13 protein-coding genes are annotated in these 18,706 nt (G+C 54.3%); 11 read left to right on the forward strand and 2 right to left on the reverse strand.

Features of this window, described 5'->3' with window-relative positions; translation table 11 throughout:
- Nucleotides 1-146 precede the first annotated feature (146 nt).
- A complete protein-coding gene (locus ACO064_RS00285; RefSeq protein WP_421825428.1) occupies nt 147-542 on the forward strand; it encodes a T9SS type A sorting domain-containing protein in 396 nt (131 codons plus the stop codon).
- A 77-nt stretch (nt 543-619) separates the two neighbouring features.
- On the opposite strand, the gene ACO064_RS00290 is transcribed toward ACO064_RS00285, so the two are convergent.
- Nucleotides 620-1,336, reverse strand: a complete 717-nt coding sequence (locus ACO064_RS00290; protein ID WP_421825429.1) for an SDR family oxidoreductase — start codon at nt 1,334-1,336, stop codon at nt 620-622.
- Between the two features lie 349 nt (nt 1,337-1,685).
- Here ACO064_RS00290 and ACO064_RS00295 point away from each other — a divergent pair, with 349 nt between their 5' ends.
- The 4 genes from ACO064_RS00295 to ACO064_RS00310 all read left to right on the forward strand — a co-directional run bounded on the left by ACO064_RS00295 (nt 1,686) and on the right by ACO064_RS00310 (nt 7,887).
- Entirely contained in the window at nt 1,686-2,288 is a 603-nt protein-coding gene (locus ACO064_RS00295) for a peptidylprolyl isomerase (RefSeq protein WP_421825430.1), read from the forward strand.
- An 85-nt stretch (nt 2,289-2,373) separates the two neighbouring features.
- Nucleotides 2,374-5,538 carry a SusC/RagA family TonB-linked outer membrane protein gene (locus ACO064_RS00300; protein WP_421825431.1) on the forward strand — a complete coding sequence of 1,055 codons (3,165 nt, stop codon included), beginning with the start codon at nt 2,374-2,376 and terminating at the stop codon, nt 5,536-5,538.
- Nucleotides 5,539-5,574: 36 nt separating this feature from the next.
- Nucleotides 5,575-6,987, forward strand: coding sequence for a SusD/RagB family nutrient-binding outer membrane lipoprotein (locus ACO064_RS00305; protein ID WP_421825432.1), 1,413 nt, complete (start codon nt 5,575-5,577; stop codon nt 6,985-6,987).
- Between the two features lie 135 nt (nt 6,988-7,122).
- The gene (locus ACO064_RS00310) at nt 7,123-7,887 is read left to right on the forward strand and encodes a cupin domain-containing protein (RefSeq protein ID WP_421825433.1); all 765 of its coding nucleotides are present in this window, start codon (nt 7,123-7,125) and stop codon (nt 7,885-7,887) included.
- Nucleotides 7,888-8,209: 322 nt separating this feature from the next.
- Here the strand turns inward: ACO064_RS00310 and ACO064_RS00315 are convergent, their stop codons facing one another.
- A complete protein-coding gene (locus ACO064_RS00315) occupies nt 8,210-9,679 on the reverse strand; it encodes a PLP-dependent aminotransferase family protein (RefSeq protein ID WP_421825434.1) in 1,470 nt (489 codons plus the stop codon).
- A 186-nt stretch (nt 9,680-9,865) separates the two neighbouring features.
- Here ACO064_RS00315 and ACO064_RS00320 point away from each other — a divergent pair, with 186 nt between their 5' ends.
- From ACO064_RS00320 to ACO064_RS00345, 6 genes are all read left to right on the forward strand, one after another.
- Nucleotides 9,866-10,489, forward strand: a complete 624-nt coding sequence (locus ACO064_RS00320) for a pyridoxamine 5'-phosphate oxidase family protein (RefSeq protein WP_421825435.1) — start codon at nt 9,866-9,868, stop codon at nt 10,487-10,489.
- Between the two features lie 108 nt (nt 10,490-10,597).
- The gene (locus ACO064_RS00325) at nt 10,598-11,209 is read left to right on the forward strand and encodes an RNA polymerase sigma factor (protein WP_421825436.1); all 612 of its coding nucleotides are present in this window, start codon (nt 10,598-10,600) and stop codon (nt 11,207-11,209) included.
- A gap of 69 nt (nt 11,210-11,278) precedes the next feature.
- Nucleotides 11,279-12,388, forward strand: a complete 1,110-nt coding sequence (locus ACO064_RS00330; protein ID WP_421825437.1) for a FecR family protein — start codon at nt 11,279-11,281, stop codon at nt 12,386-12,388.
- 107 nt (nt 12,389-12,495) lie between these two features.
- The gene (locus ACO064_RS00335) at nt 12,496-15,891 is read left to right on the forward strand and encodes a TonB-dependent receptor (RefSeq protein WP_421825438.1); all 3,396 of its coding nucleotides are present in this window, start codon (nt 12,496-12,498) and stop codon (nt 15,889-15,891) included.
- A gap of 13 nt (nt 15,892-15,904) precedes the next feature.
- Nucleotides 15,905-17,347: a RagB/SusD family nutrient uptake outer membrane protein gene (locus ACO064_RS00340; protein ID WP_421825439.1), complete on the forward strand. Its 1,443-nt coding sequence runs from the start codon at nt 15,905-15,907 to the stop codon at nt 17,345-17,347.
- A gap of 11 nt (nt 17,348-17,358) precedes the next feature.
- Nucleotides 17,359-18,705, forward strand: coding sequence for a polysaccharide pyruvyl transferase family protein (locus tag ACO064_RS00345; protein ID WP_421825440.1), 1,347 nt, complete (start codon nt 17,359-17,361; stop codon nt 18,703-18,705).
- Nucleotide 18,706 lies beyond the last annotated feature (1 nt).

The following is an 18,706-nucleotide window of genomic DNA, read 5'->3' on the forward strand; positions in this document are numbered from 1 at the left end:
ACCATTCATCGATCCGTTTTACCGCCGGAGTACTATGCATAGCAAGGTAGCGCATTTCGCCGTTGTTTTGATCCATCGAAACGGCAAATCACAAGCTGCCGCAGACAACAACAAATACGAAACACAACACAAAAACAACAAATACCATGAAATCCATCATCGCTTCCGCTTTCCTCGCTTTAACCGTTGCCACGTCGTCATCCAGCTTTGCGGCTGATCACAAAGAAACCGCCGGAACCCAAACCACCTACCAATCGGTCGTTTACCCGGTAATCAACACCTCGAAAATTCGGGTGAATGTCAACAAGGACAAAAATGCCAAAATCAACGTCACGTTGAAAAATGAATCCGGCGAGATCCTGGCGTCGGAAAAATTGGGCAAAGGACACGAGTCATCGGCCATTCGCTTTGACCTGAATCAACTGCAGGACGGTATTTATCAGGTAGAAATTTCGGACGGCAATACCAAACAGGTGAAAGAAGTGAAGTTGCAAACTTCAGCGCCAGCGGTAACTACCGAACGCCACATCGCTATGAACTAAAACCCGAAATCTTCGGGTAGTAAAACGAAAGAAGCCGGCTGAAAAGTCGGCTTCTTTCGTTTATAAAAGTCCTTCTTTTATTTGCCACCGGGCCGGGAAGGACGCACCTCGATTTTGCTGGGGAGCGTCCGGGCGGGCATCCGGATCAGGTCGGCTACGATCTGGCCAATGTCTTCGGGCTGGATTTTCCAGGCGTCTTTTTCACTCGGCTTGTGGTTGTTGAAATACGAAGCCACCGAACCGGGCATGATCGTCGTCACCTTGATGCCTTCGCTGCGCAGGTCGAGCATCAGCGCCTGGGAAAAACCGACGAGTCCGAATTTGCTGGCGTTGTAGGCCGTGCCGTTTTCGAAGAAGTTGGTACCGGCCAGGCTCGAAATCGTGATAAAATAACCCTCCGATTTTTTCAGCTCGTCCAGCGTTGCCTTGATGGAATTGAAAACGCCGGTCAGGTTGATGTCGATGGTTTCCTGCCATTGGTCGGAGGTCAATTCCTGAATCGGGGCAAAGTGCCCCACCCCCGCGTTGGCGATCACGTAATCCAGCCGACCCCACTGCTGGGTGATGGCATCGACGGCGCGTTGCTGCGACACCAGATCGCGGACGTCGGCGGCAATGCCCAGCGCAAAACCGTCTTTGATTTTGTTGAGCGAAGCGGCTGCTTCCTCGGCCGCTTCCTGCGAGCGGCTGGTGATGGCCACCCGAATGCCTTCGTTGATCAACACTTCGGCAATGCCGTATCCAATGCCTTTCGATCCGCCGGTAACGAGGGCGGTTTTGATGAGTTCTGCCATACTGTAAAAAATAAAAGTAAGTCGTTGACGCTTCGTGAAGCTGAAGAGATAACCGCAGGTTTTACCGGAAAGTTTACAGTTGCCATCAGGAAACATCTACAAAACAGTGTTGCTATCCGAAGAAAGAAAGTTGCTATCCGGACAGTAAGAAACATGAAAATTAAAAAAAAGGAAACTACCGATTTTTCAAGAATAATGCATTCCAAACCACTTGTCTTGCAAGTTTTTATACTATAGATTGCTGTATAGCCAATAGATTCTATTGAAGCTTAAAATCTTCTTGAATAAGATCAATAAATCAACCGAATAAAGCAAAAAATCCTGGTAAACATCTCATTTATAACAACATATGAAACAAGCACTACGGTTTTTCCTGGTCCTTTCCTTCTTTTTTTCAGGGGCGAATGCCCAGCGCGTTCGCATCGATACGGAAGCGGGTTCTCTGGTTTTAGAGCTGTACGCCGACAAAGCGCCCGGCACGGTGGCTAATTTTCTGAGGTATGTCGACGACAAACGCTACGATGGGGCCACGTTCTACCGGGTCGTCCGAATGGATAACCAGGCTACGAGCCCTGTCAAGATCGAGGTGATCCAGGGTGGACTGGGTACCGATTCGACCCGCATGTTTCCGCCCATTGCTCAGGAAACGACCCAAAAAACCGGGCTAAAACACCTCGACGGTACCCTATCGATGGCGCGTGGTTTACCCAACAGTGGCGCTTCGGAATTCTTCATCTGCATCAACGCCCAACCCGAACTGGATTTTGGAGGCAAGCGTAACCCCGACGGCCAGGGCTTTGCCGCGTTTGGCCGCGTGGTCGAAGGCATGGAGATCGTGCGCCGGATTCAACAGGGCGAAACCGGGCAGCCGGGCCCCACCAATGCGTACTCGAATCCCTTGCAATTGCTCAAAAAACCCGTTCGCATCCTTCGCATCAATCGGATTCATTAAACGGTAAAATCAATTCTTCCGCTGGATCGGTAGCCGGGAAAGCGGCCATCTCTGTTTTTTTTCCACTTTTTCAACACGTACACCTATGAAAAAAACGCTACTGGCGTTCCTGCTCCTCTGTGGATGGATGTCCCATGCCCAAACCCGAGTCGTGTCAGGGAAAGTTACCTCGCCCGAAAATGAGGGCATTCCCGGGGTGAACATCTTAGTGAAAGATGCCACAACCGGTACGGTTACCAATGCCGAAGGGACGTATCAGATTACGGTCCCGGCCAACGCAAAAACGCTCGTTTTCTCGTTCATTGGCTACAAAACCGCCGAGATGGCTCTCGACGGGCGCAGTACACTGGACGTTAAGTTAGTGGCCGATCTGGTCAATCTCAATGAGGTTGTGGTGACGGCCAATGCCATTGTTCGGGAGAAGAAAGAGCTGGGCTACGCCGTTTCGACGGTGGGCGGGGCAGAATTGGTGAAAGCCCGCGATCCCAACCTGCTGAATTCGCTGGCCGGGCGGGTGGCCGGGGTGCGCATTTCCCAACAGTCGGGGTCGGTGGGTGGCTCAACACGGGTCATGATCCGTGGCGCAAACTCCCTGTCAAGTTCCAGCGAACCGTTGTTCGTGGTCGATGGCGTACCGATTTCCAACTCGTCCTTCAACGGCTCCGAAACCGATATTGTAACGGGGGGCGTCGATGTCGGCAACCGGGCGGGTGACCTCAATCCCGACGATATTGAGTCGATGAACGTCCTGAAGGGTGCCGCAGCGTCGGCCCTTTATGGATCCCGGGCGCGAAACGGGGTGATCGTTATTACGACCAAGCGGGGCAAAGCGGGATCGAAAAAAATGAACCTGTCGTTTAACTCGTCGTACCGGACAGACAATGTCCTGCGCGTACCCGATACACAGAACCTGTACGCCCAGGGCAACCTCGGCGTCTACAACCCACGACAGGGCAATGGCTGGGGACCGGCCCTATCGAGCCTCACCGGGCCGGTTCAGGATTATACGGGCGCAACCGTTCAGGGTTTAAGCGCCCATCCGGACAACTGGAAGAATTTTTTCGTTACGGGCCATACCCTCATCAACAGCCTGTCGATGGATGGGGCCAGCGAGCAGGGCGACTATCGGATCGGATTTACCAACCTCCGGCAAACGGGCACCGTACCGGGCTCCGAGTTGGGCCGGAACACGTTCGCCATCAACGCCGGGCGCAAAATCACCGATAAGCTCACCTCACGGGCCTGGCTCAACTACGTCCGGACGACCAGCGATGGCCGACCGCAGCAGGGTTCCAACACGACCAATATCCTGTCCACCATCCTGACCGGAATCAACACCACTATTGATATCAACGACCTGAAAAACAACCTCTTCGCCCCTGCAACGCAGGCCGTCCCGGCGGGTTGGACGGGCGACCTGGCGCGGGCGATCGACCTCGACGGCATTCAGAATAACCCGTATTTCGTAACGGCATTCAACAAGTTCTCCAACTCGGTGGATCGGGTTTATGGAGGCACCAGCCTGGGTTACGAGGTAACGCCCTGGTTCAATGTAACCGGGCGCGTCGGTACGGATTTCTTCACGGAAAACCGCCGGTCGACCACCCGCCGGGGTACCCGCGGACGTCTGAACGGCCAATTCGACACCAACGAAATTTACGAGCGGGAGCTACAGAGTGACCTGATCGGGACGATAACCCGTCGATTGTCGAGCGACTGGACGTTTAAAGGGATTATCGGACATCAATTCAATCAACGGACCATTCGGCGGTCGCGGGTGCTGTCCGACGGGCTGAACATCGACCAGCTCTACACGTTTGCCAACGCGCAATCGAACGTGGCCTCGAACTTCTACAGCCGCCGGGAGATTTTTGGGGTGTATGGGGATTTCAGTTTCGATTTCAGAAACTACCTGTTTCTGAACGTCACGGGCCGGAATGACTGGTCCAGTACGTTACCCGTTAACAACAACTCGTACTTCTACCCGTCGGTCAGCGCGTCGTTCATTCTGACGGAAGCCTTCCCGAACCTCGGCCTGGTCAAACGCGACATCCTGAGTTACGCCAAGTTTCGGGCCAACTACGCCAATGTGGGTTCCGACGAAGATCCGTACCAACTCGCCTTCACCTACAACCCGCTCACCCAGGCCAGCGACATTTATACGTTCAACATCCTGTATCCAATCGGGGGAGCATCGGCCTTCGGCGCCACGAATGTACTGCCCCCCACCAACCTGCGTCCGCAGCAGCAAACGTCGTACGAATTTGGTACCGAACTCAAATTCTTTGGCGGTCGCCTGGGTCTGGACCTGACCTACTACCGGAATCTGAACTACGACCAGATTATCTCCATTGCCATTCCGCAATCAACCGGCTACTCGGCCCGGCGGCTCAACGTGGGTGAAATCTCGAATACGGGCGTTGAAGCCATGCTGACCGCGACTCCCCTAAAAACCCGGTCGGGCTTCCGGTGGGATGCGGCTCTGAACTTTAACCGCAACCGCAACCGGGTCGAGTCGCTGGCCGATGGACTCACCGAATTTGTGACCACCTCGGGCGATGGTTTTGGCATTTTCGTCGTAGCCCGGCCCGGCGAAACCTTCAACATCCAGGGAGTAGGCTGGTTGCGCGATCCGCAGGGAAACATCGTCATCAACCCGACCACCGGCCTGCGCACCCCGGGACCTCGGAAGCTCCTGGGCAACATTTACCCCGACTGGACGATGGGGATCAACAACAGCTTTTCTTTCAAAGGAATTGATTTTAGCTTCCTGATCGACATGCGCAAAGGAGGAGTCATTAATTCGCAAACGGTCGGTATTGTACGGAGCGGTGGTCAGGCGGCCGAAACCGCCGTGAATAACCGGACCCCGTTCATCGATCCCGGGGTAATTCGCAATGCCGACGGAACCTATCGGCCCAACGACGTACCGGTGGCCAGCGTGCAGCAATACTGGAGCCAGCAAGACAATTCGGTGAGTCCCGAAACGAATACATTCGACGGTTCCTACACCAAACTGCGGGAAGTACGGATTGCCTACAACCTGCCCCGGACGCTGGTGAACCGAACTCCTTTTGGCAGCATCGCCCTTGGTCTGGAAGGTCGCAACCTCTGGATTATTCACTCGAACGTCCCCCACATTGATCCTGAAGCAAACGTGCTCGGCACCGGTCTGATTGGCGAAGGGCTGGAACGGGGTAGCATTCCCAGCAACCGAAGCATTGGCGCCAACCTCCGTTTTACTTTTTGATCAACCATTCGCTCACTTCTAACGGCTTCCTTCACCATGAAAAAGATCCTATATGCTGCCCTGCTGGCGCTGACGTCCACCGGCTGTTTCAGGAACAGCGACCTCAATATTGACCCCAATCGTTCGATCACCGTCGATCCGGCACTGCTTTTTTCCGGAGCAAGCACCCAGTTTTCACTCCTGCGCGTCGGCGAACTGACCTGGCCCGTAGCCCTGATGAGCCAAATGTGGGCTTCGGGTGGGCGCTGGGGATTGGCCCAGGCCCAATACGACCAGACCCGTATTCGCTCGGTTTGGGGACGCACCTACACGGATGTGCTCAAAAACCTGGAGGTAGCGATCACCATCGCCCAGAGCACCCAGCCCGTCAATACCAATGCCGTGGCGCAGTGCAAAATCATGAAAGCATTCGCCTATTCCCAGACGTCTCTGCTCTGGGGCGATATTCCGTTTACGGAAGCGGCTACCGGTACCGTCGATCTCCCCAAATTCGATAAGCAGGCCGACGTGCTGAATGGGTGCATTGCGCTGCTCGATGAAGCCACCGCCCAAATTGATCCGGCCGGCAAGGGCATTATTGCCCCGAATGACCTGTATTATGGCGGGGATATGACCAAGTGGCGCAAGTTTGCCAACTCGCTCAAATTGCGCATTCTGTTTTCCATGGTTGATGCGGACCCCACAAAAGCAGCGGCCATCAGGCAACTGCTGGCGGCTGGTAATCTGATTTCTGCCACCACCGATGCCATGCAGTTCCAGTATTACAACCAACCCGGCCGGCAAAATCCGCGCTTTTCGTTCACGGCCATTTTCCGGGGGGGCGTTCAGTCGGACTGGTACGCTTCCAAAGTCGTTTATGATTTGCTTGCGTCCCTGAACGACCCCCGCATTCCTTATTTCTTCCAGGCAGGACCGGGTGCTTCCGCTAATGAGTTTGTAGCCCTCAACACCACCGAAGGATACACGCCCAAATCGTCGCTGGTGCACATGAACCTGCTCAAACCCGACTTGCCTGAAGTTTCTTTTTCCTACTCCGAACAACTGCTTTTGGAAGCCGAATCCATCGCTCGTGGTTTTGCGCCGGGGGGATTCGATCTGGCGACGCAACGGATGCGGGCGGGCGTACGGGCGTCCCTGGTGTCTTTTGGCGTACCAGCCGCCCAGTCAGATGCCTATGCCAACCAACTCCCCGCGCTGACGGCCGCAAACCACCGGACGGTATTGGCCCAGCAGCAATACCTCGATTTGTTCATGAGGCCCGTTGAGGGGTGGGTACAACTTCGTCGGTCGGGGGCCTTGGGTCAGGAAATTCCGGCCATGACCACACCGGCCGGTGCTCCCGTTGCGGGGCTGGTCCGGCGGTTACTTTACCGCAGTGAGGAAATTAACTCCAATCCGAAAACACCGACGGGTTTAGCAGTAGATACTCCTCAGTGGTTTGATAAATAGGAGTACAGCCTGCACAAAGCGGTCCCTGCATAGAGAAGGGGCCGCTTTTTTTAATACCCCGGCAAGCCTGCCCGGTGAGATTCGTGGCACTTTTTGCACTACCTTTGAATAGAATCCCACGAATCACTTTTCCCAATGAAACCGTTTTTGCTTTCCCTGCTGATCGTCTTCGCCACTTGCCCGGTCTTCTCCCAAACCATCCCTTCCAAAGTTTATTCCTGGGATAAAGCGCCGGTGGTTAAAAAAGACGGCGTGATCGATCGGACGATTCTGGAAGGCACCACGCGGGATTTCAACGATTTCTCCGTCCACGGCATCACGCTTCCCCCCAACCATACCCGGCAACCCGCCCTAACGCTGGACGATGAGATGCTGATCATCGTCAAAACCGGGGAACTGACGGTTTCAATCGGAAGCCGGATCAAAACCCTGGGCCCCGGCAGCGTGGTGCTGATCATGCCCGGCGATGCCCACCGGCTTGAAAACAAAAGTACTGCGCCCGTTACGTATCACCTCATGCGGTATACGTCGAAAGAAGTGCCGGATCTGGATTTAGAGCAGATGAAGGGCCAATCGTTCTGGGTCGACTGGAAGGACGTGGCCTACCAACCCAACGCCAAAGGTGGTCGGCGCAATATCTTCGACCGGGCGACGGTCATGTGTAAACGTTTCGAGATGCACGTTACAACGCTCAATGAAGGGTTGTGGAGTCATCCGCCCCACACCCACCGGGCCGCCGAAATCCTGCTGCTGATTGAAAATACGGCCCAGGAAAGCATCGATGGCGTGATGCAATCGGCGAAAGTCGGCGATATTATTTTCTTGGAATCCAACGTTCCCCACGGTATTCTGAACACCACCAAAGGCTCGTGTACGTATTTCGCGTTTCAGTTTGAGTAGTGATCGAATTGTCAGCCAGAATTATTCAAAACCGCTCCTCGATTTTCATAACATGCCATTTTAATATGCCCCATTGGGGCAAAACAGCGCAGCGTCGGTAGAAAAAGATGATTGGTTTTTTCCACGCGTGCCGTGAGGTACGCGACCATTTACCGAAATCCGACGGTTGCGTACCTCACGGCACGCCGTGGCGCGAAATACTCGTACTGGCTACCGACGCTGCGCTGTTGAATCCCTACGGGATGATGGGTTGGTTGCCATTTGCTAGCGCTCCGGCGACGCTGCGCTGAATCCCTATGGGACGGATGACGCTCTTAATTGATCAACCTTTTATCACCTTCCGCAAAATAGCCACACTGTGTTCCAACTCGGTTTCGGTGCTGGACGCGAAACCCAACCGGGTGCTGTTCAGCACTTTTCCGGGCGGATTGTGCGCTAATCCATCCGAAAACATAAGCCCTTCCGTTTTGGCTTTCCGGGCCAGTTCGGCAAGATCGATTGAGGGATCGAAGGTCGCCCAAACCGCCAGACCGCCATCCGGTTTAACAAATTGCACACTACCCGCTAACTCGCTGGTTAGCAAGGAACAGAAGTAATTACACCGGTCTGCATACGTGTGGTGGGCCTTTTTCAAATGCCGTCGCATGTCGCCGTTTCGGAACAATTGACCGATTGCAAATTCCAGCATCGAGTCGCCCTGCCGATCGATGATGCGTCGCAAACGGGCCAGTTCATCGATGACGGTTTCTGACGCGACTACGTAGCCCATCCGAAAAGCCGGGGCCACCGATTTCGACAGTGAACCGATGTAGATGACCAGGCCGTTTGGATCGGCGCTGGCGAGCGGCAGAATCGGTCGGCGGAGGTAATGGAATTCATAATCATAATCATCTTCCAGAATGACAAACCCGTGTTGCTGACTCAGTTGCAACAGCCGAAGTCGCCGGTCGGGCGGCAACGTTACCGTGGTCGGATAATGGTGGTGGGGCGTCACATACACCAGCCGAACCGGGCGACGCTCGCAAAGCTCCGCCAACGCTTCTACATCCAAACCATGTTGGTCGACGGGAACGGTCAGCAATTCGGCCCCGGCCTGCTGAAAATTCATGTTGGCCCCCGACCAGTTGGTTTCGCCCACCACCGCCGTCTGACCCGGTTTCAGCAGCAACGTACTGGCCAGGTGAATACCCATCATGCTGCCGCGCGTAATCAGGATGTTGTCGGCCGTCGTTCGCAACGCCCGGGTTTCGTTCAGGAAAACCGATAATTCTTCCCGCAGAAGCCGGTTGCCTTTCGGATCGCCATACCCAAAATGCTGCTGCGGATTTCCCCAGCGAAAATAGCTCCGGTACGCACGGGCCAGTTCCTCCATCGGGGCCAGCCGGATGTCCGGAAAACCGTCGTCCAGCCGCAGGCCGTCTCCCATCAGGAGCAACGGACGGACCAGGTGCGGCCTGGACTCGAACTGAAAACCGGGTTTGCGATTAATTCGTTGCTCATCGACCTCATCGACAAGGGATTGTGGCCGGACCAACGGCAACGGATCCGCCACAAATGTACCGCTACCCGCCCGCGATTCGAGCCAGCCTTCTGCCAGCAATTCGTCATAAGCGGCAATGATCGTTTTGCGATGGAGCTGAAGCAGTTCGGCCAACTGCCGCGTTCCCGGCAACTTCTGGCCGGTTTTTAAAACGCCGTCACCGATCAGCCGCCGGAGTTGTTCGGCCAGTTGCAGGTAGACCGAGGCTTCGGCAGATTTATCGACCGTGATCAGGGTTTTGAAAGGCAGCATACCGGACTACTTATTTTTGAAAAACCGGATGATATAGGTAATCCGGTAAAGGTACAAATTTGTAGGACAACTCACAATTTTAAATCGTTTACGGTTTTCAGTATTCGGTTTACGGTGGCTGGCGCATGATAAGAACGCGTCAGCCACCGTAAACCGAATACTGAAAACCGTAAACCAACTTAACGCATGCAAACAACACGTACAACACCCAGCCGCTCGGCAAAACGGGCTCATTATGAAGCCGAAACGATTTATTCCATTCTGGATGAAGCGCTTTACTGCACCATTAGTTACGCAGTTGACGGACAACCCTGGTCGATCCCAACGGCCTTTGTCCGGGTGGGCGACCGGCTGCTGATTCACGGGTCGGTCGGCAGTCATTTTATTCGGGAGGTTGAGAAAGGCATTCCGGTTTGCATTTCGGTAACGCTGCTCGACGGTCTGGTGCTGGCCAAATCGGGGTTCAGCCACTCGGTCAATTACCGCTCCGTCATCATTTTTGCCACCGCCGAAAAAGTGGAAGACTATGCCCAAAAAGTGGAAGCGTTGATCCTGATTACCAATAAATTGATTCCTGAACGCTGGGATGATTTACGGAAAGAAACGGAAAGTGAAATCCGGAAAACAACGGTTTTGTCTTTTTCACTGGTGGAAGCTTCCGCCAAAATCCGGACGGGTCGCCCCAAGGACGAACCGGAAGATCTGGCGTTGCCGATCTGGTCGGGCATCATTCCGTTGGAAACCGTTCGTCGGGCGGCTATTCCCGATGAATCGAGCGTGGCTTTACCCCTGCCTCCCTATCTTCAGTAAGAACAGCGTATAACGACATTACGAATGAACATTGTTTTTTTAAGAGTAGGAATTCCCCATTCCCACGTTTAACAGGAGTCCGGAAGTTTTCGTCCGGGCTCCTGTTGTATGAAGACCAGTGGAAATGCGTCGGCCGGAATGGACTTGCTGTTTTGGGAGCAGCTCAAGAATGGCAACGAAACCGGTTTGCGGAAATTGATCGAGAAGTATTTCAACGCCTTGCAGAACTACGGCTACAAATTTCTGCGCGATGAAGACTTCGTCAAAGACTGTGTTCAGGAGGTGTTTATCGAAATCTGGAACCGGCGCGAACGCGTTGCAGTTCCCGACAGCGTCCGGGCCTACCTGCTCAGTTCTGTCCGCAAGCGGGTGTTGCGCGAAGGGTACCGGCAACGCATCAACCGGGACGACGAACCGACGGACCTTGAAAATGACCTGAACTTCGTGGAATTTTCGCCGGAATGGTCGGTTATCGAACAGGAAAGCCTGGCCGAAACCACCAAACGGATTGCCGATTCTCTGAATCAACTGCCCAAACGGCAGCGTGAAGTGATTTACCTCCGCTACTACCAAAACCTCGAACGCGACGAAATTGCCGAAATCATGGGCGTCAACCCCCAGTCGGTTTCCAATCTGCTACAGGCCGCCTTCAAAACCTTCCGCGACAACTGGGTCGGTTTTATCCTTTTTATCGACCTGATCAAAACCAGCCCTTTTTAAATAAACGGACATAGGCGGGTATCTGAATGCAACATCCGCCATCTGTTCATAGCATGAACGTTTACCACCATGAGGACGCCCGATTATCGAAACTACAGCGTTGACGACTTGACGCGGGACGAGTACTTCCGGCATTGGGTCATCGACCGCAACGCCCAAAGTGGCGCGTTCTGGTCGGAATGGCTGGCCGAAAATCCGGATTGCACCGACAAAGTGCAGGTAGCCCGGGCCTTTTTGCAGGCACTGGAGGAGAAAAATACCGCCTTACAACCAGCCGAACTGGATCAGATTTTTAATAATATCGTTCAATCCAATCAGCAGAACGTCGTTCCGTTGTGGCAAACCACGGTTTTTCGGGTGGCGGCTTCCCTCCTGCTTTGCGTAGGTTTGGGCTATTTTGCGTTTCGGTACGTGTCTCAATCCGGCACGGGTCTGCAAGCCGATAGCCGGGATTCATCCCTGAAATACCTCAGCCCCGCTCTGGTCAATGATTACACCGAAACCGTCAATGAAAGCGCCGAACCCCGGACGTTTGTGCTCCACGACAGCAGCACGGTGATTCTGTATCCCAAAGGAACGCTGCGCTATCCGAATCGTTTTTCGGCCACCAAACGGGAAGTTTACCTGAGCGGACGGGCGTTTTTTTCAGTTAAGAAAAACCCCAAAATGCCGTTCTGGGTGTATACCGACCAGATTTCGACCCAGGTACTGGGAACCAGTTTTCTGATTACGACGGGTGAAACCAACGCCAAAGTGGAGGTTCGGTCGGGCCGGGTGTCGGTCTATATGCGGAAAGATGTGGAGAAAGAACAGCCCGCCCGCAAGAACGAGTCGGTCGGCATGGTGCTGACGCCCAACCAGCAGGTGGTGTTCTCGACGACCGAAAAAAGGCTGGTAAAATCCGTCGTCGAACAACCGATTACGCTTCAGAAAGTCACCAAAGAGGCTTACATTTTTGAGGAAGCACCGGTTTCGGAGGTGTTTTCGTTACTGGAAAAAACCTACGGCCTGACGTTTATTTACGATGCAGCCAACCTGAAAGACTGCTACCTGACGGCCAACCTCGCCGGTGAATCATTGTTTGAAAAACTGAATCTGATCTGCAAAATCACCCGCTCGTCCTACGAAATGGTGGATGGACAGATCGTTATTCACAGCGAAGGGTGTGAAAATAACTAGTTATTATTGAACCGATTAGGCAATTCCGGTAAATTTTTTCTAAAAAAATTACCGGAAACCAGTATGTAACCACCGCTGTCGCTATCCATGAGCAAACCCCTTTTCTCATGGATAGACTTTATAAAAAGCCCCTTTCCTTCCGGACCCTCATGAAACTATCGGTTATTCAGCTTCTGATGACGATCCTGTTTGTGGGTGCGACGTATGCCCACGATGCCAACGGCCAGGAAGTGCTGGAGCAGCGCATCGCGGTGAAAGCCGAAACCACCAACCTGAAAAAAGCACTGACGTTTCTGGAGCGTACTGCCAATGTGCTTTTCATCTACAATCCGCGCGAAATTCAGGTCAACCAGAAGGTAACGCTGGAAAACCGGTTTGTGACGCTCAAAGAAACACTTAACGACCTGCTGACGCCACTTCACATTCGCTACGAAGTAAGCGGGAAGCAGATTGCCCTTTTCAAAATGAACGGCACGGGCAGCACACTCCCGAACAACACTCTGACTACCAGTGACATCCTGGCTGATCTGACCGTATCTGGTACGGTTTCCGACGAAAAAGGCGAAGGCTTACCGGGCGTCAGCGTGCTGGTGAAAGGCACCACACGCGGCACAACGACCAATGGCGACGGGAAATACCAGATTGTGGTTCCCAATGAATCCAGTGTGCTGGTTTTCAGCTTCGTCGGGTTTGTTTCGCAGGAAATTGCGGTGGAGAAACGCACCAGCCTCAACGTTTCGTTGAAAACCGACAACAAGAGCCTGGAGGAAGTGGTCGTGGTGGGATACGGAACCGTGAAAAAATCGGATCTGACGGGCTCGGTTGCCAAAGTCGGCGAAGCCAACATCAAGGCCACGCCCATTCCGTCGCTCGACCGCGCCATGCAGGGCCGCGCTGCGGGGGTTCAGGTAGTGTCCAACTCGGCGCGGCCCGGCGGAAACTCCACCATCCGGATTCGGGGGTCGGGCTCGGTCAATGCCGGCAATGATCCGCTCTACGTCATCGACGGTTTTCCGACAACGGGTCTGAACTCCATCAATACCGACGACATCGAGTCCATCGAAATCCTGAAAGATGCGTCGGCCACCGCCATTTACGGCTCGCGGGGTTCCAATGGCGTGGTGCTCGTCACGACCAAACGGGGCAAAGCCGGTAAGGCAGTAATTAGCTACGAAGGCTATTACGGCAACCAGTCGGTGCGCCGGAAACTCCCGATGCTTAACGCCCGTCAGTTTGCCGAACTGGTCAACGACGCCCAGATCAACAACGGCGGCAAGGCCTATTTCGACGGCAGCACGGCGGATCGTCCGCTGGTTTCTACCTTGGGCGAAGGCACCGACTGGCAGAGCATCGTCATGCGCGATGCGCCCATTCAGAATCACCAGCTTTCGGTTTCTGGGGGCGCCGAGAAGTCCCGGTATGCAGTGTCGTTTGGCTATTACGGTCAGGACGGTATTCTGCTGAAATCGGATTTCAAACGCTACACGCTGCGGGCCAACCTCGACAACGATCTGACATCGCGGCTGAAAGTAGGTGTCACCATGCAGGGAGCCTATACCCTCACCAACAACCCGCGAACCGAAACCGACGGCAACCTGGCCGTGAGCGGCATCATCAGTTCAGCCCTCAATTATTCCCCCACCTTTCCGGTACGGAATGCCGACGGAAGCTATTACAAAAACCAGGGCGCGCTGAACGGGCTGGGTGCCGACAATCCGCTGGCCGTCGCCAACGAATTTACGGACAAAACCGCCCTCATCCGCATCCTGGCCAATGCCTACGTCGACTACAAAATCATCGAAGGGCTGACCTTCCGAACCAGTTTTGGGACAGATTTGCAAAGCTCGAAAAACAATTCCTACGTCACCCGGCTGGCGGTGGTGGGCGCGAGCGTGGGCGGTAGTGCCTCCGTATCCAGCTCCCAAAGCGTCAACTGGCTGAACGAAAACATCCTGAATTATACCCGGCAACTCGCTCCCAAACACAGCCTCAATGCGGTTTTGGGGTATACGATTCAGGGACTGGCTGCCGAAAGCGTGGTGGCCAATGCCAATACCTTTTCCGACGACTTTGCTTCGTATAATAACCTCGCAGCCGGTTCGACCCTGGTGGCCCCGCGCTCCGGGAGCAGCGACTGGCGGCTGATTTCGTATCTGGCGCGGGTCAATTACGGCTTCGATGATCGCTTTCTGTTGACGCTGACCGGTCGCCGGGATGGGTCGTCGCGGTTTGGGCCGAACAACAAATTCGGGTTCTTCCCCTCCGGTGCTATTGCCTGGAAACTCGCCAACGAACCCTGGCTGAAAGACCTCACGTTTATTTCTGATGCCAAACTGCGGGCCAGCTACGGTTTGTCGGGAAATCAGGAAATCGGGAACTACCAATACCTGGCCAACATCAGTTCGGCCCCTTACGTCATCGGCGGGGCACTGAACGTCGGATCGGCCACGGCGGGCATTGGCAACCCCGATTTGCGCTGGGAAAAAAACGCCCAATTTGACGTCGGTTTTGACGTCGGATTGCTCAATAACCGCATTCAGGTATCGGCCGATTATTACATCAAAAAGACCTCTGATCTGCTTTTTAACGTGGGTGTGCCTACTTCCTCCGGTTTTTCCACCACGCTGAAAAACCTGGGTAGTGTTCGCAACAAAGGCTTCGAATTTTCGATGAACACGATCAATGTGGACCAGGGCGGTTTTCGCTGGACGTCGGAATTCAACATCTCCTTCAACCGGAACAAAATCCTGTTCCTGGATGGCCGGAAAGAATTCCGAACGGGCTCGGATGCCACCATTTCCAACACCACCCAAAACCCGATTTTGCTGCGGGTCGATAGTCCGCTGGGCAATTTTTTCGGGCTGGTTACCAACGGTATTTTCCAGAACCAGGCAGAAGTTGATGGGTCGGCCCAAAAAACGGCAAAACCGGGTGATCTCCGGTATGTGGACCGGAACGGCGATGGCGTGATCAACGATGCCGACCGGGACATCATCGGCAACAGCAACCCGGATTTTTTCGGCGGGCTGAACAACACATTCTCCTACAAAGGCTTCGACCTGAACATTTTTGTACAAGGCACATACGGCAACGAAATCCTGAATTTTGCCACCTTCGACCAGTTGAACCTGACGGGTGGCAACAACCAGTCGGCCCGGGCGCTGGACCGCTGGACGCCCACCAATCCCAGCAACACCATTCCCCGCGCCAACGCCGGGGGCGGCTCCCGGCTGCTTTCGTCGCTGCACGTCGAAGACGGTTCGTACCTGCGTTTCAAGAACATTTCGCTGGGCTATAACCTGCCCAAAAGCCTGTTGAACCGCCTGTCGGTTGGCTCCGCCAAAGTGTATGTTACCGCCCAGAATTTCATTACCCTGACCTCGTACTCAGGCTATGATCCGGAAGTGAACCGCTACGGAAGTTCTTCACTGAGCCAGGGGCTGGATTACGGCGGGTACCCGTCCGCAAAAACCGTATTAGTAGGTCTGAACCTGAAATTTTAATGCATAGATGGCTATGAAAACCAACACCTTATTGCTCTTTGTGGCCCTATTGGCAACCGCCTGCGAAAGCCAGCTCGACCTGTCTCCCGTAACGAACCTGACCAATGCCACCTACTACAAAACTGCCGACGATGCCAAAGCCGCGCTGGGAGCCTGCTACAACGCCATCGGCAACACAGACCCAAACCTGGACATTACGACGACCGACGACGCCATCCCCTTTCTGACGGGCGACGCCAACCGGCCGCTGTTGTGGCGGTATGACATCACGCCTGCCAATTCTTTTGTCAGTCTGTATTCACCGGCCTACCGGGGCATCAACCGCTCCAATACCGTCATCGACCGTTTGCCCGGTATTGCGATGGACGAAACGCTGAAGAAGCGCTACATCGCCGAAGCGAAGTTTCTGCGGGCGTTGCATTATTTCAACCTCGTACGGCTCTATGGCGATGTGCCGCTGGTGACGAAAGAAACCACCTCGCTGGAAGGCCTGGAACTCCCCCGGTCGCCGGTCAATGATGTTTATGCGTTGATTGAAGCGGATTTGAAGGAAGCCGAGAGCGTTTTACCGGTTACCTATCCGGCCAGCGAGTCGGGCCGGGCTACGCAGGGAGCCGCCAAGGGGATGCTGGCAAAACTCTACCTCTGGCGCGCCGGAACCACCGCTGGTTCGCCTTTCTGGACACAGGCAGCAGCCAAAGCAAAGGAAGTAATCGACCAGGGCGTTTATGCGCTGTATGACAACTATGCCGATGCGTTCGCGCTGACCGCGCGGGGTGGCAAGGAGAATATTTTTGAAGTGCAATATCTGACCGATGTGCGCGGCCACAGCATTGGACGCGGTTTTGGCGTCCGGGCCGCCCTGATTTACCCCAGTGGCGGAGCGGGCATTGCACGGGTCAGCGCCAGTTTGTTCAATGCCTATTCGGCAAACGACAAACGGAAGCCGGTTACGTTCATCACGTCGTATGTCTACAACGGCGTGACAACCAATCTTTCCATCACCGATCCTGACCCTACGAAGGCGGTTTCTTTCCAGAAACTGTGGGACAAAACCGCCAAAACCAACGGCGGTGAAGGCACGAGCGTTCCGATCCTGCGGTATTCCGATGTGTTGCTGATGCAGGCCGAAGCCCTCAATGAAGTGAACAACGGTCCGACCGCGGAAGCCTATGCCGCCATCAACAAAGTGCGCATCCGGGCGGGACTGACGGCCTTGACGGGCCTCAACTACCAGCAATTCAAAGAAGCGGTTTTGCTGGAACGACGGCTGGAGCTGACGTTCGAAAACAACCGCCGGTTCGATCTGATCCGGACGGGCAAGCTGGTGGAGGCCGTGAAAGCCGACAACACGTTCAACCGGAATCCGGTCATCAAGCCGTTCCACGTTTTACTGCCCATTCCACAAGTGGATATGGATGCCAATCCGAGTCTGGTTCAGAATCCCGGCTATTAATCGAACCAAACATGATGCGCAGTCGAAGAGACTTTTTGAAAGCAACCAGCCTGTCGGTGGCCACCGCTGCCCTGCCACCGATGGGAATGCAACACCCGGTTCCGCACTCTTTCGTTTCGAAGAAGACGCCGACCATCATGCTGCGCTCCTCGTGGCGGGATGCCAACATCGGCGATCAAGGTCACACGCCTGGCACATTAAGACTCCTAGAACGCCATATTCCCGAAGCGCAACTGCTCCTCTGGCACGCCGAACCCCGGCCCGAAACCGAAAAGCTGGTGACCCAAAATTTCCCGAAAGTCAAAATTGTGCGGGGTAATTTTTACACAGGAGACACCCTTTCGGACGAGCTGAAAGCGGCTTTCGACCAGACGGATCTGCTTATTCATAATTCGAGCCAATCTTTTAATTACGGCTTGTATAACTACGAATGGGGCGGCCCGATCAGGGCGCTGACGCCGTTTTATTACTGTTATGACAAGGGGATTCCGTTCGGTATTTATGGACAGTCGTTCGATAAATTCGCCCCGCCTTCGCAGTATTTTTTTCGGGATATTCTGAACCGGGCGGCTTTTCTGTACGCCCGCGACAACGAATCGCTCAACTTCCTGAAAGCCGAAACCTTCCATCCGTCCATCCTCGAATTTGCCCCGGACGGCTGTTTTGGAATCGATATCCGGGATGAACGCAAAGGGCTGGCGTATCTGACACAGGCAGGTTTGGAAGATGGCAAATTCCTGGTGGTTATTATCCGAACCAATACGCCCCATTTCAACGAAAAAGGGGAAGGAAATTTACTAAATCCCACGAAACCGACGCCTGAGCAACAGGAGCAGGACCGCACCCGGATGGCTAAAATCAGGCAGGTCATTACACACTGGATCAAGGAAACCGGTTATAAAGTGCTGCTGGCGCCGGAAGTAGATAAAGAAATGCCGCAGGCGAAAAATCACCTATACGATCAACTGGACGTGACCATCCGGCAGAAAGTCGTTTTGCGCGACACCTTCTGGAATGCCGACGAAGCCATGTCGGTTTATGCCCGCGCTCATTCGCTGATTGGTATGGAACCGCACTCGTTGATTATGGGCCTGGCCCTCGGTAAACCGGTGATTCACGTTCGCTCCCATTTCCACGGTCGAAAAGGCTGGATGTTTCGCGACATCGGCTTGCCTGAGTGGCTGTTTGAAGTGGACGAAAGCCCGGCTTCGGCCTGGATCGACCAGCTCTCAAAAATTCACCGCGACTATCCGGCGGCCAAAGCCAAGGCACAAAAGGCGATGGCATTCGTGCAAAAACGTCAGTCCGAAACCATGATGGCTGTCCGCAAAATCGTGGGTTTGCCAAGCACCAAATAGT

Origin of the sequence: Larkinella sp., from assembly GCF_965227735.1 — a bacterium.
Classification (GTDB): domain Bacteria; phylum Bacteroidota; class Bacteroidia; order Cytophagales; family Spirosomataceae; genus Larkinella.